The 15178-nt window shown below is 33.0% G+C and carries 11 protein-coding genes; 9 read left to right on the top strand and 2 right to left on the bottom strand.

Annotated elements, in window-relative coordinates; genetic code table 11:
- Positions 1-50: 50 nt before the first annotated feature.
- From K354_RS0100210 to K354_RS0100185, 6 genes are all read left to right on the top strand, one after another.
- Positions 51-1169: a metallophosphoesterase family protein gene (locus K354_RS0100210; RefSeq protein ID WP_024953499.1), complete on the top strand. Its 1119-nt coding sequence runs from the start codon at positions 51-53 to the stop codon at positions 1167-1169.
- The gene (locus tag K354_RS0100205; RefSeq protein ID WP_024953498.1) at positions 1156-3525 is read left to right on the top strand and encodes an AAA family ATPase; all 2370 of its coding nucleotides are present in this window, start codon (positions 1156-1158) and stop codon (positions 3523-3525) included. Before K354_RS0100210 ends, K354_RS0100205 begins: the two co-directional genes overlap by 14 nt.
- Positions 3526-3539: 14 nt before the next feature.
- The gene (locus K354_RS0100200) at positions 3540-5159 is read left to right on the top strand and encodes an ATP-dependent nuclease (protein WP_024953497.1); all 1620 of its coding nucleotides are present in this window, start codon (positions 3540-3542) and stop codon (positions 5157-5159) included.
- Positions 5160-5162: 3 nt separating this feature from the next.
- Positions 5163-6272, top strand: a complete 1110-nt coding sequence (locus K354_RS0100195; protein WP_037939929.1) for a UvrD-helicase domain-containing protein — start codon at positions 5163-5165, stop codon at positions 6270-6272.
- A 360-nt stretch (positions 6273-6632) separates the two neighbouring features.
- Complete coding sequence (locus tag K354_RS0100190; RefSeq protein ID WP_024953495.1) at positions 6633-7268, top strand: hypothetical protein; 636 nt, start codon at positions 6633-6635, stop codon at positions 7266-7268.
- A gap of 102 nt (positions 7269-7370) precedes the next feature.
- On the top strand, positions 7371-8741 hold the full coding sequence (locus K354_RS0100185) for an esterase/lipase family protein (RefSeq protein ID WP_024953494.1): 1371 nt from the start codon (positions 7371-7373) through the stop codon (positions 8739-8741).
- A gap of 134 nt (positions 8742-8875) precedes the next feature.
- On the opposite strand, the gene K354_RS0100180 is transcribed toward K354_RS0100185, so the two are convergent.
- Positions 8876-10729: a flagellar assembly protein A gene (locus K354_RS0100180; RefSeq protein WP_024953493.1), complete on the bottom strand. Its 1854-nt coding sequence runs from the start codon at positions 10727-10729 to the stop codon at positions 8876-8878.
- Positions 10730-10852: 123 nt separating this feature from the next.
- On the opposite strand from K354_RS0100180, the gene K354_RS0100175 reads away from it, so the two are divergent.
- From K354_RS0100175 to K354_RS0100165, 3 genes are all read left to right on the top strand, one after another.
- The gene (locus K354_RS0100175; protein ID WP_024953492.1) at positions 10853-11698 is read left to right on the top strand and encodes an ion transporter; all 846 of its coding nucleotides are present in this window, start codon (positions 10853-10855) and stop codon (positions 11696-11698) included.
- Positions 11699-11905: 207 nt separating this feature from the next.
- Complete coding sequence (locus K354_RS0100170) at positions 11906-13117, top strand: MFS transporter (RefSeq protein WP_024953491.1); 1212 nt, start codon at positions 11906-11908, stop codon at positions 13115-13117.
- Positions 13114-14589: a DUF2779 domain-containing protein gene (locus K354_RS0100165; protein WP_024953490.1), complete on the top strand. Its 1476-nt coding sequence runs from the start codon at positions 13114-13116 to the stop codon at positions 14587-14589. Before K354_RS0100170 ends, K354_RS0100165 begins: the two co-directional genes overlap by 4 nt.
- Positions 14590-14632: 43 nt before the next feature.
- Here the strand turns inward: K354_RS0100165 and K354_RS0100160 are convergent, their stop codons facing one another.
- Positions 14633-15157 (bottom strand): GlcG/HbpS family heme-binding protein, encoded by a 525-nt coding sequence (locus tag K354_RS0100160; protein WP_425426656.1) that lies wholly within the window; start codon positions 15155-15157, stop codon positions 14633-14635.
- Positions 15158-15178: the final 21 nt, after the last annotated feature.

Here is a 15178-nt window from a genome sequence, read left to right as displayed (position 1 = left end):
GACAATTTTATGATATTATTTATGTAAGTATGATTTGGGAGACACAATAGTTGAAAATAATCCATTTTTCAGATACTCATTTAGGTTTTAATGACCTTGAAATACTCGATGAGGACAATATAAATCAAAGAGAAGCTGACTTTTACGATGCTTTCTCGCAAGTTGTTAAAAACATAAAGATAATCAAACCTGATTATATCATCCACACAGGTGACTTGTTTCACCGCTCAAGCCCAAGCAATAGGGCGATTACTTTTGCGCTTGAACAGTTTAAAATCATAAATGAACTGAATATCCCTTTTATCATGATAGCGGGAAATCACTCCACGCCTCGTACAAACCTTAGTAGCCCAATCCTCAAGATATTTGAAAACTTTCAAAATATACACCTTTCATACGAACAAAAATACAAAAAAATAGAGTTTGAAGATGCAGTTTTTCATACCTTGCCTCATATGAATGACGATACCAAAGCACTCTCTCAAATAGAACTTTGTGAGCAAAACATAGACTCAAACAGAAAAAACATCATGATGCTTCACTGCTCCGTTGGAGCGTGGTATCTTATGGCTGAGTTTGGTGAGTGGGTTTACCCTCCAAACAAAGAAGATGTGTTTGCTAAAATGGACTACGTAGGTCTAGGACACTGGCATGGATTCCAAAAAGTAGGAAAACATGAAAATGTTTATTATGCAGGAAGTACCGAGCGAACAAGCCTCAACGACAAACGAAACTCAAAAGGTTTTGTAGTAGTAGACATAGACGAATCTTTGTCAGTAAACTACCATGAGATAAACATACGACCTATAAAAACATATGAGATAGATTGTGAGGACTTTGAAAGCTCGATAGAAGCTTTACATGTAGAAGATATAAAAGAGGCTTTAGTAGAAGTAAAACTAACAAATCTAACACCCTTACAGTCCATAGATATACAAGCCAATGACATAAAAAACCTTTTTGAAAAAGCCTTACATGTAAACATAAAAAGAGAGTTCAAAAAAACAGATGAAGATGCAAATCTAGGGGACGTAGAAGCCCTCTCGCTTGAAGAGTATTTTTTAGAACATATCAAAGAAGAGAGCCAAGAAAAAGAGTATGACAGACTCAAAAATAAAGTAAAAGAACTCTTTGCAAATTATGAGGAGGTGAGTGATGATACTCACTAAACTTCACCTTGAAAATTTTAAAAAGTATGTGAGCAAAACCATAGAGTTTAACGAAGGTCTTATAGGTATCATCGGGAAAAATGGAAGTGGAAAATCTACACTTTTTGAAGGTATCCTTTTTGCCTTATATGGGGAAGCTAAAAAAAGAGGCAACAAAGATATACTAAGAAACGCCAATGCTTCGAGTAAAGATGCAGTGGTCGTGGAACTGGACTTTGAGTTTGAGAGTCTAGAGTATAAAGTAGTGCGTGAGTTTCGTGGAAAAGTTATGAGTGCCAATGCAAAGTTTTATAAAAACGGTGAGCTTACAACAAGCGGAGCCAAAGAGGTAACGACAGCTATAATAAAACTAACCAAGATGAGCAAAGATGCTTTTATGCATACTCTTTTTGCATCTCAAAAAGAACTCACAAGCCTGAGTACTTTGAAAAATGAAGATAGAAAAAAGATGATAAGAAAGCTTTTGGGTTTGGAGAAAATCGACTTTGTAGAAAAAGAGTTGGTAGAAAAAAGTCGTGAGCTTAAACGCGAGATAAGTGCATTTGCTGAGGTGCTTTTAAGTGAAGATGATGTCAAAGCAAAACAGACCCAGATAAAAGAGATAAACACTCTGATAAGCACACAAAAAGAAGAGATTACTAAACAAAATAGAGTCTTAGAAGAGTTTAAAACTAAAGAGGTTGAAATAAAAAAAGAGTTAGAGGGATTTGCTAAGACTAAAGAGAAAAAACAAAAACTTTTCACAGACATTGAGTTAGTCCAAAACTCCATACAAAACCAAATCAAAAACCAAAAAAGACTCACACAAGAGCTTCAAGACTTAGAACTCAAAGCCAGAGAACTTCAAAAATACGAGGGCATAAAACAAGAGTTTGAAGCCTTACATGTAAAGCTGCAAGAACAAGCCAAACTCAAAGAGTATAGCCTCAAAAAAGAGGGACTTCAAAAAGAACAAGTCCAACTCACAGAGCAGTGGAAAAAATCCAAAGCAGATATAAAAGCACTGCAAAAAGCTTGTGAGATGATGGAAAAATATAGCTTTGATGCAAAGAACTTAGAGCAAGACTTGAGCATACGCCAAGATGAGATAGAAGCAAAACAGACGATAGAAAAAGAGATAGAACTCGAAATCGCAGCCGAACAGAGAGTCATAAACGAAACAAACGCAAAGATAACACACATAAAAAGTCTAGGCAAAGACTCAGCGTGTCCGACTTGTACAAGACCACTTTTAGAAGAGTATGACAATGTCATAGACTCTTTACTAGGACAAGTACAAAATACACACCAAAAAAAGATAGAAGCGTACAGCACACAACTCAAAACCGTCCAAACACAAAAAGCAACACTTGTTGAGCAAAAGAAAGTAAAAGATAAAGAGTACCAAGAACTAAGCAACAAAATAAACATCATAAAAAGCAAACAAAAAGATTTGAGCCAGGCACAAGAGTACTTTTCAGGAGTCGAAAAAAAGGGTATAAAAAACAAAGAAGAGCTTAAAACTCTCGAGCAATTTAGCTACGATGAGGCTTTACATGTAAACATACAAAAAGCCTACGAAGAACTTACTCCAAAACACAGACACGCTCTGAGTCTTGAGACGGAGTTAAAAAGAGAAAAAAGCCTCAAAGTAGAGTTGGAAAACTGCACAAAACAGATAGCCAAACTGAGCCTTACATGTAAAGCAAAAGAGGAAGAGTACAAAAGTGTAAACTACGATGAAGTAGCACACAAAAACAGACTCCAAGAGCATGAAAAACTCCAACTCTCAAAAGATGAAAACACAAACAAACTAAACGATATAAAAGTTCTCATAGCCAAAAGTGAGGGAGAGATAAAGACTCTGCAACACTCCTTGCAAAACAATGAAGCCCAACTCAAAAAAGTACAGACCAAAAAAGATGACTTACAAGACTACGAGAAAATCAAACTAAGCCTAAGCGAGTTCAAAACCCGCCTAAACTCAAAAGTAGCCCCACGCATCTCTGCAATTGCCTCACAGATGTACGCGACCATAACCAAAGGCAAATACCAACACATAGAAGTAAGCAACGACTTTGACTTTTACATCTACGATGAGGGCAAAAAGTACCCCATAGAGAGATTTAGCGGTGGAGAAGTAGACCTAGCAAACCTAGTCCTACGCATAGCCATAAGTAAAACTCTTACTGAACTAAGCGGAGCAAGTAGCATAGGTTTCTTGGCATTTGACGAAGTTTTCGGAAGCCAAGATGAAAGCAGACGTATGGAAATCTTGGAAGCGTTTCATACCATAAAAGAACAATATCGACAGATATTTATTATAAGTCATGAGATGGAGATTAAGGAGATGTTTGAGAGGGTTGTGGAAGTGTAAGGAAAAGGATGAAAATGAAAATAAAAAAAATCTATATTGAAAACTTTAAGAGTTTTAGAAAATTAGAGTTAAATGTAAATGGTGGTTTAAATATTCTTGTTGGAAATAATGAAGCAGGAAAATCAACAATTTTAGAAGCTATCCATTTAGCTCTTACGGGTTTATTAAATGGAAAGTATCTAAAAAATGATTTGACAGAGTATCTATTTAATTATGAATGTATTCAAGAGTATCTAGAAAATCCAGAAACTTTACCATACATACTTATTGAAATATTTTTTGAAGATGGAAGCTATCCACAATTTGAAGGTAAGTTAAATTATGAAAAAAAAGATAAAGAAAGCGGTGTTTCATTTAAAATAGCTTTTGATGAAAAATACCAAAATGCATACAATGAACTTTTAAAAGATAAAGACAATATAAAAACTTTACCAATAGAATATTATGAGATAGTTTGGTCTTCGTTTGGACGAGATTATAGTATCACTTCAAGAAGTATTCCTATTAAGTCTGCATTCATTGATTCTTCATCAAATCGTTTTCAAAATGGCTCTGATGTTTACTTGTCAAGAATAATTAGAGAAAATTTAGATGAAAATGATTTGGTTCAAATTTCTCAAGCTCATAGAAAAATGAGAGATGCGTTTATGGAAGATGAAAGCATCCAAACAATCAATTCTAAAGTTAAAACTCACTCCACATTGACAGCAAAAGAGTTGGCATTATCTGTAGAACTAGTTTCAAAAAATGCTTGGGAAAATAGTCTTATGACATATTTTGATGATATTCCTTTTCACTTTATAGGTAAAGGTGAACAATGTATTATTAAAACTGATTTAGCTTTAAGTCATAAAAAAAGTAAAGAATCAAATTTACTTTTAATCGAAGAACCAGAAAATCACTTAAGTCACACTAAGTTAAATGCCCTAATCAATAAAATCAAAACGGGAAATGAAGACAAACAAATCATAATATCAACTCATAGTAGCTTTGTAGCGAACAAGTTAGGATTAGAGCACCTGATTTTTTTACATGACAAACAAACAACACGGCTTAATAAACTATCACCAGAAACACAGAGATTTTTTGAAAAAATAGCTGGTTATGATACTTTGAGATTGATTTTATGTAAAAAAGCGATACTGGTCGAGGGTGATTCCGATGAGCTTGTTATTCAAAAAGCCTATATGCTTCAAAATAGCGAAAAACTGCCTATTGAGGATGAAATAGATGTCATTTCTGTTGGTATTGCATTTAAGAGATTTTTAGAAATTGCAGAAAAGATAAACAAAGAAGTTGTTGTACTTACAGACAGTGATGGAAATGTTGAAGCATTAGATAAAAAGTATAAAAAATACTCGAAATCACAAAATATAAAAATTTGCTTTGATAGAGATATTGACAGTGGTGATTTAAATATTGGAGATAAACCCTATAATTACAATACATTAGAGCCTAAGATTTTAAAATTTAATAGTTTGGCAAAACTAAACAAAATTTTTGGTACATCATACGCTACAGAAGATGATTTAAGAAAATATATGAAAAGCAACAAAACAGAATGTGCTTTAAAAATATTTGATACACAAGAAGATATAGTTTTTCCTACTTACATTATGGACGCAATAAAATAAAAGATGAGTAAGATAAATAAACTTATTATCGCTGCTGCTGGAGCTGGTAAAACCACATATCTAATAAAAGAAGCTTTGAAGCAAGATAAAGAAGTATTAATCACAACATATACAGAAGCAAATGAAAGCGAGATAAAAAAGAAATTTATAGAAATAAACGGTGCAATTCCAAAAAATGTGACCATTCAAACTTGGTTTTCAATGTTACTCCAACATGGGGTGAAACCGTATCAAGATTATTTAACTGATAAAAAAATCAATGGGATGCTTTTAGTAAATGAGCAATCCGGTTTAAAATTTAGAGGAAAATTTCCTGTTTACTATAAAGAGGAAGAAGTTGATAAACATTATTTTTCCAAAGAATATAAAATTTACTCTGATAAGTTGTCAAAATTTGTTTTCAAATGCAATGAAAAAAGTAAAGGTGTAGTCTTTGATAGAATAAGTCGAATTTATGAGTATGTTTTTATAGATGAAGTTCAGGATTTAGCAGGGTATGACTTGGAATTAATAAAGCTATTATTTCAAACTAATTCAAATATTGTATTAGTTGGTGATTCTAGACAAGTTACTTATTTAACACATCATGCAAAAAAATATCCAAAATATAAAGATGGAAAAATAAAAGAGTTTATTCAAAATGAATGTAAAAGAATTACAGTTGAAATTGATGAAGAAAGTTTGAATTGTAGTTATAGAAATAATGAGTTAATTTGTAAGTTTTCTTCTAAATTATTTCCTGATTATGCAGTTCCTACATCAAAACAGAATGATGAAGTAGAGCATAAAGGAATATTTTTTATTAGAGAAAAAGATATTGATACATATTTAGCACAGTATCAGCCTTTGCAATTGGTGTGGAACAGGGGAAAGAAGGTTAATGCAAATTACTCTGTAATGAACTTTGGTGAATCAAAAGGTTTAGGGTTTGATAGGGTTTTGATCTATCCAACTCAAAAGATATTAGATTTTATTTTGAAAAATAAAAGCCTTGATGGTACAAGTCGTGCAAAATTTTATGTAGCTATTACAAGGGCAAGACATAGCGTTGGTATTGTTTATACTTATTTAGATAAACTAAGTATTGATGAAATTGAAAATTGGAAATTATAAAATTCCGGGGACAGTTTACCAATTAAAATAGGTCGGAACTAAACTCAAAACTTTTTAGAGTAAGTACAGTATTGTAGGGAGTAATTTCCTTTTTATAACCGTAAAAAAAGAAAGAAAAAAAGCTCCCAACGGATGAAGTGCTTATCAGAAATTGATAAAATATTTTCTGATGTTGAAAACTCGTTAAAAACCTATACATGTAGTATAGTTTTTCAACTCAAACAGTTCAACATCATTTTCGAAAAGATTTGATAAATTTCTTGCATTTCAAATGTTGGATTTAAGAGTTCAGGGTAAAATATAATATAAAAATTCTTTACATGTAAAGAACTGGATAAAACAATAATAAAAAGGAATACAATGCAGCCAATATTAATGTACGCGGATAAAGCAAATATTTTGATACCTATTTTATTTGTTATTGTAGTAGCTATATATGCAAAAAAGATTTTAAATCTTTTTGACCAAGTAAAATTGCGAAAAGTGAACTATTTAAGTTCTCTATATGAAAACAAACATCTGCATGAAAATACAAAAGAAATGATAAAAGAAGAGATAAATAATGCGGCATTTAAAAGTGCTATCGGGATAAGAGTAGAGACAACTTTGCGAAAACAGTTAACAGAGTTGCATAACAAAGATAAAAATACTTTTACATGGAAAAGACTGAGGATGTCAATGAACTATCTTGATCATGAAACAGATGAGATAAAAGTAAAAATAGGATGGTTTGAAAAAATCAATTTGTATAGTTCTCTAATAGGAATAGCTTGTGTTATCATCATGTATATTTTAAACTTAATCATGTTGGTTATTAAACACGACTTAGAATCTTTTATAAATTTCTTTTTTTATACTGGTGGCCTAGGTTTATTGTTTGTATTTTTTGGATATTCTTTAGCAGAGTATTATCATGCATATAAACTCAACAAAGCATTAGAAAAATTTGAATCTAAGGATGTTGCTTTATCTACATGTAAAGATAAAAAGGAATAAATATGTTAAATATATTGGATAGTTTTAGAATTAAAGGTGACAGGCTAATTTAATTTTAGTCTTGTTGGTTTTAAAGATAATTATGTATAAAGGATAGATTAGATGAAACTAGTATTTGTACATGGTTGGAGTGTTACTTCAACTGAGACTTATGGAGAGTTACCGCAGGTGTTAGAGCGTGAGGCAGATGCATCTTTACATGTAGAGATAGAAAATATTTATCTTGGAGAGTACATTAGCTTTCATGATGAAGTCAATTTAGAAGATATTGCTCGTGCTTTTGAAAAAGCGAGAGTTGAAAAGCTTGGAGATGAGAGTTTTGCTTGTATTACTCATTCTACTGGTGGACCTGTTATGAGGTTGTGGATTGATTTGTTTTATAAAAACGATTTAACCAAGATTCCTTTAACACATCTTGTTATGCTTGCTCCTGCAAACCATGGTTCTGCTTTGGCTGTTTTGGGTAAAGAAAAAGTAGGACGTATAAAAGCTTGGTGGAACGATATTGAACCGGGTGTTGGTGTTTTAAATTGGCTTCAACTTGGAAGTCAAGGTCAATGGAACTTGAACAGTTCTTTTCTAGATTATTCTTACGAAGATACTTTTTATCCTTTTGTTTTAAGTGGTGAAAAGATAGATGAGCATTTTTATGATTTTATTAACCATTATTTAGTTGAAAAAGGTAGTGATGGCGTTGTTCGATTGTCTGGTGCTAACATGAACTATCAAAAAGTTGTATTAAAACAAGATTGTAATAGCGAAATGATTGATGCAAAAATCGCTGGGACAATTATAAACGCTTATCCTTTAAAAGTAGAAGGTGAGATTAGAAAATCTACTAATTGTGCCTTTGAAGTCATAAAAGGTGCAAGTCACTCAGGTGATAAATATGGGATAATGAACAGTGTCAAGAAAAAACGTGTTGTTAAACCTGTAGTCAATTCTATCTTAAAATCATTACATGTAAAGACTTTTGAAGAGTATAATAAACTATCAAATGAGATGATAGGAAGAACAAAAAACGCTCAAGCAAAAAGTGATAAATATATAATGTTTGTTTTTAATGTACAAGATAACTTGGGTAATGAAATCCATGACTACGATATGCTTTTATTGGCAGGGGATGACTATGACCCAAATAAGCTACCAAAAGGATTTTTTGTAGATAGGCAAAAAAACAATTTAAGTGGAAATTTAATTTACTATTTTAACTACAGTAAATTAAAAGAAGTAAAAGATGGGAAACTAGGCATTAGAATTGTAGCTAGACCTGATGAAGGTTTTAGCCATTATCTCCCAGCAGAGTTTAGATCTGAAGATATAAAACTAGAGCATTTGTTGCTACCAAATCAAACTGTCATGGTTGATGTCATCTTGCAACGAAGAATTGCTGAAAATACTTTTGTATTGGATACTGTGAAAGATGCAAAAAAAGATTTTATAGATAGAAAACCTAATGAAGAGAAATTATAATATAAAATTTCTTTACATGTAAAGAGTTTTGTACAAAGGAACAACTATGATTTTATCGGTTTCTCTTTATTCATTATGTGTGATGGTACTTGTTTTTATTTATGTAAAGTTTTTGTAAAAAAAAGTAAAAAGTTTTAGTTTACATTTACTATTTTCAAGACACCATTATAATCTTCTCTGATTTTAAATGTAGGTTTACTCATACTTTTATCTGTTTTTAGAACTATTTCTCTATCAGGATTACTCAATCTATATACGATGCTATTAAACCCTTTTATAGGCTTTTTCACTACTATTTTGGCATCAAAGATAGCTAAATTGGATTCAAGTTGTCCACTTTTTGCTTTTTCAAGTTGATTTTTTTTATCTGCAACGTCTTCTTTAAACTTTTTATAACGAGCCATCATGGCTTTGCATGATTTTAAATTTTTAATAAGAACATCAGGTATATTTACACCTTCGTTTTTATTTTTAAGAATCATAGCTTGTATTTTTTTACAAGGAGCTAAATTCTTTTGGACTTTTTCAGCAGATTCTTTAAGTGATGCTAGTAGAAGCTTCAACTCATCTTTTAGCTTTTGCCCATAATCTATTTTAGCTTTTTTCTCTTCATCAAAAGCACTTACTATTGAAGTATCAATAACAAACGTATTTTCTCCACCTGTTATCATATCTACTTGGATATATTCTGGGGATTCCATAGTAACGTTTGAGCCAAGCGTGCCTATCTGGATAGTTTTTGCTTTAATCTTCCCTCGCACAGCATGCTCGATGATCGCTTTATCTGCAACAACTTCACCACCTTCAAGAGTGTTTATTTTGATTTCGCGACCTATTATTTTACCTCTATGTTGTTTTATGTCCGCATCGATACATTTTATAGAAGATCTATTGTGAGTTTGACCACCTATAGATATATCATCTGTTTTTATTTTAGTGTTAGGTCCAACATTTCCTCTTACTACGAGGTGTTTGACTGTTATGTGCATACCTTCTGCAACGGCATCTTCTAAAGGGTCATTTTTTGTTACATTGATAGTTATGTCTGCATCTAAATCGGCGTTGATTGTTCCAGTGGTTTTAAAGGATATCTCATCTATTTCTAAGTTATTGATTACAGAGTATTGATTTGCATTTTTTATAAGAAAACCGTTTTTAGTCGAGAGGTATTTTATGTTTTCAAGACTATCTTGCACCTCAATGCTATCGTCAACTGTAAATGTCGGTGCATCGTCTAGATTTATCGTTTGTGCTTCGATAATATCACCTTTACAAGTTCTACCATGTTCTCCTTGCTGAGGCTTGATAAATTCAAAAAGTTGTTCATCTTGCGTACAGTTTATGAAGACTCCTCTATTTGAGTGATCAACTTTTCCTGTACTATCTTTAGTCTGAACATCACTCTTCTCTTCAATATTCTTAATAAGTTTAGATACTACTCCATCAGTGGCATTAACACTTTTTGCGATTAGGATTTTTTTGTCTTCTTTAAATGTCATTAGTGTGATTTTTTGTACTAGGTTTACAAACTCTTTAATAGTACTTTCATAATCTATATCAAACAGATAAAGCATTATATTTGCTCTTAGTTTTTGCTCAGTAATATACTCTAAAAAACCATCATAAAGTCCATCTTCATACTTTAGTCTTGAACCTTGTTTTATAACAAGATATGCAAGTGTATCATTTTCTTCGAACTCTATTTCAGAATACACATCTTTAAAAGTATAATCTGTACGTTTAGATTTTATTTTTATGTCGTATTGTTGTTTAAACTCAAGAGTATTATCTCTTAAGCTTTTTTCTTCTTTGTAGGTATTAAGGGCGTCTTTGGCTACTTCAACAAAATCTGTATCAGCAGTTTGAACCAAAGTAGTAATAGAATTAATCTCAATGCGAAGTGTAGAATCAAGTATAGAGTTTTCACTAGCAACATGGCGTAGTTCTTCTGAAACATTATCGGTGATGACTTTTACAGGTTTTATCATATTGTATTACCTTTCAAATTATCATATTTTAACATAATATTTTTAAATAAAAAAAAAGTGTATTCTTCTTTTTAATTTTAAATTAGAATATAATCACTATAAAAGTTATCTTTAGGAGAGTTTATGGCAAGGTTTTATTCACCAAGTCCAAATGAAAATAGCAAATGGAAAATAAAGATTTTTGATATAGTTTTTGGAAACGATACACATGCAGGTAAGTGGTTTGACATAGTGCTTATTCTTGTTATATTATTAAGTGTTCTTGTTGCTCTTTTTGATTCTATTGGTACGATTCACCTAAGCCACGGTAGGTTACTCCTTCAAATAGAGTGGGTTTTTACAACTCTTTTTACTATCGAGTATATAATCCGTTTGGCAGTAGTCAAACAACCTTTTCGTTTTGCTCGTAGCTTTTATGGGGTTATAGATTTATTTGCTCTTTTACCTATGTATTTGTCTCTTCTTTTTATAGGAGCTCAGTATCTTGCGGTACTTAGAGTACTTCGTATCTTACGGATTTTTGAGATTTTACACTTAAGGCGTTATACAAAAGAGAGTAGTGTTTTGATCAATTCATTGTTAAATAGTTGGAGAAAGATTTTTGTATTTTTACTTGCTATGTTGGCTATTATAACAGTTTTTGGGGCGATTATATTTTTAGTAGAAGGTCCAGAACATGGTTTTACAAGTATCCCTATCTCTATGTACTGGGCACTTGTAAGTGTCACTACTGTTGGGTTTGGAGATATTACTCCTGTAACTCCTTTAGGTCAGATAGTTGCTTCTATGTTGATACTACTTGGTTATGGGATTATAGCTGTTCCTACAGGGATATATACAGCTGAACTCGCTACTTCTTTACGTCGAAATTATGACAGTAGAGTTTGTGAGTCATGTGGCTATAAATCACATGAATCAAATGCAAAATACTGTATGAAATGCGGAAGTGAACTATCAGAAAAAAGTTAGCTAGTGATATAAAAAGATATACATGTAAAGAGTTAATGTTAAAAGAGAGAATACTTAAGTATGAGATTATTTTATTTAAAATAAGAATATCTAAGTTTGAAAGTAGTAAAATCCTCATACAGCTCTATAGAATTTTCTACTACAAATAGTTGATTTTACAAAACAGTTAACAAAATAAAAAGTCAAAATATAAAGAAGTTATCTAATATGAATATTAACACTTTCAATGCTTTTCGCAGTCGTAATTATAGATTATATTTTTTTGGTCAGTCTATCTCTCTGACTGGTACATGGGTACAACGTACAGCAGTTTATTGGATCATTTATGAGAAGACAAACTCGGCGTTTATGCTTGGACTTGCCGTCTTTGCTACACAGTTTCCATCTTTCTTATTTTCACTTTTAGGCGGTGCAGTAGCCGATCAGTATAACAAATACAAAGTTCTTTTACTAACGCAAATCGCGTCTATGATTCAAGCGATTTTGATGACTCTAGTTGTTGTTTTCACAGATTATAGTGTTGTAGAGATTTTGGCACTCAGTGTGACTTTGGGCATCATAAATGCATTTGATATCCCGACAAGACAATCTTTAGTCCATCATATGATAGATGACAAATCGCACCTCCCAAATGCCATAGCTCTCAACTCTTCCATGGTTAATTTAGCGAGGCTTTTTGGCCCTGCAGTTTCAGGAATACTTTTAGCAAAATATGGAGCAGGAGTCTGTTTTATACTCAACTCAGTAAGCTTTGTTGCAGTTATAACAACTCTTCTTATGATGCGATTTCCTAAGTATTTATCACCAATTAACAAGACAAAAGTTATAGATGGACTAAAAGAGGGCTGGAGTTATATTTTTCAAACGCCTATGATTGGGATGCTTATTTTGATGCTCTCTTTGACTAGTTTTTTTGTCTTTCCTTATGTAACACTCCTTCCCATTATGGCTAAAGAAACATTTGGTGGTGATGCTGCTACATATGGGTATCTCAATAGTTTCATAGGTATAGGTGCTTTTTGTGCTGCTATCACTTTGGCATCTTTTAAATCTTCTATAAATTTGAGAAAGATTTTGATAGGAGCAACGATTGTTTTTGGAGTAGGGCTAGTTCTTTTTTCTACCACTCATAGTCTTGTCTTAGCTTATATAGTTGCGGCATTAGCTGGTTTTGGGATGATGATGCATATAGCCATCATCAACACTTTATTACAAACTACAACATCCGCACAGATGAGAGGAAGAGTAATAAGCTATTTTGCTATGGCACTTTTTGGTATGCAACCTTTAGGATCATTAGCAGTAGGTTCGATTTCTCACTATATTGGTGCTCCTATAACTATTGCTTTTGAAGGCTTGTTTGCTATTGTGATAGCTTTGTTGTTTGCCAAGTATCTTTGGAATACTAAAGAATCATGAACTTATCAAAATCCCTTTACACCAGAGCCATCCAGTGCCCAAAATCTCTATGGCTAAAAAAGTACAAGCCCGAAGTCCTTACTCCACCTGACGAGTCAGCCAAGGCAGTATTTGAGACGGGAAATGTAGTCGGGGATTTGGCTTGTGAGCTTTTTGCTGGTGGCAAGGAAGTGCCTTACTCTAAAAACTACGATGAGATGATAGCTACGACACAAAGACTTATCGATGAAGGAGTAGAGTATATCTACGAGGCTACGTTTAACTACGGTGGTATTTTGGTTATGGTAGATGTCTTACATGTAAAAGGTTGTGAAGTATCACTCTACGAAGTAAAAAGCTCAACGGGACTCAAAGATATATATCTTCATGATGTCTCTATCCAGTACTATGTTCTCGCTCATCTTGGTTTTTGTGTAAAAGAAGCTTATGTGGTACATGTAAACAACTCTTATTTAAGAGGCGATGAGTTGGATTTAAAAGAGTTGTTTTGTGTGGTAGATGTGAGCGAAGAGGTGAGAGCTTTACAACATGATATACCTAGTCATTTGAGCGAGTTTAAAGCTTATCTTGATGACAAAGAGAACGAACCTGACATAGAGATTGGAAAGCATTGTAAAAGTCCTTATGAGTGCGATGCAAAAGAGTATTGCTGGAAGATACAGAGAAATATCCCTGAGTATAGTGTTTTTAACATTTTTAACCTTGGGAGCAAAAAGCAGATAGAGTTGTACGAGCAAGGCATAGTAGATATAAAAGATGTGCCAGAAGACTTTGCTATGACTCCAAAACAAAGCAGTGCAGTACAAAACTACAAATCAGGTGAAACACATATACATGTAAAGGCTATCAAAGAGTTTTGTGAGAGTTTGTCCTATCCGCTTTATCATTTAGACTTTGAGACTTACCAACAAGCTGTGCCACTTTTCAAAGGCATCAGTCCATACCAACAGATACCATTTCAATACTCTTTACATGTAGAGCATAGTGATGGGGTTTTGGAGCATTATGAGTTTTTAGCAGATGTGGGTGTTGACCCTAGACGTGCTTTAGCAGAACAGTTAGTCAAAAACATACCTTTACATGTAAACACTTTAGCGTACAATATGAGTTTTGAAAAAGGTGTCATAAAAAGACTTGCCGAGCAGTTTGAAGACTTGAGTGAACATCTTATGCATATCCATGAAAACATGAAAGACTTGATGACTCCTTTTCAAAAAAAGCACTTCGTAACTCCAAGTATGCAAGGAAGTTACTCTATAAAGTACGTCTTACCAGCACTTGTTCCTGAGTTTGAAAAAGCCTACAAAGAGTTAGAAGGCATACAAAACGGAAGCCAAGCTATGAGGGCATTTGCATCTTTACATGTAAAGAGTGAGCAGGAGCAAAAAGAGATAAGAAAACAACTCTTGGCTTACTGTGAGTTAGATACTTTGGCGATGGTGAAGATTTTGAAAAAGTTGAAGGAAGTGTAAAGTAGACAGGCTATGTTAATCTAACCTGTCTAAATGATAGCTATTATTTTAGTGCAGCAGCACCAGCCATAGCAACTTCGTGATCGTTTTCTACACTACTTCCACTAACACCAATAGCACCGATGATGTTACCCTCTTTATCTTTTAATGGCACACCACCAGGAAATGTAATAAGTCCATTATTTGAGAATTCAATGTTATACAAAGGTTTACCAGGTTGTGCTAGCTCACCTAATTTTCCTGTAGGCATATTAAAAAGTCTTGCAGTTTTTGCTTTTTTTATAGAGATATCTATACTCCCCATAAAAGCACCATCCATACGGACAAATGCTGTAAGGTTTGCACCAGCATCAACAACTGCAATGTTCATTAATGTCCCTTGTTTTAAAGCTTGTGCTTTAGCAGCTTTAACAATTACCGTTGCTTGGTCTAAGGTAATTCCAACATTTCCCTTTGCCATTAGGCTACTAGAACTCAATAAGGCAAAGCTTAACAATACTGTGACTAAGAACTTCTTTTTAAAATTAACCATTTGTACTCTCCAGTTATTTCCCTCAGTTTTATTCATTTTGAAAGCCGAGTTGAGGGG

The sequence above is a fragment of the Sulfurospirillum arcachonense DSM 9755 genome (assembly GCF_000597725.1).
GTDB classification, from domain to species: Bacteria; Campylobacterota; Campylobacteria; order Campylobacterales; family Sulfurospirillaceae; genus Sulfurospirillum_A; species Sulfurospirillum_A arcachonense.
The sequence above is the reverse complement of the archived record's forward strand: the minus strand, read 5'-3'. Positions and strand labels throughout refer to the sequence as shown.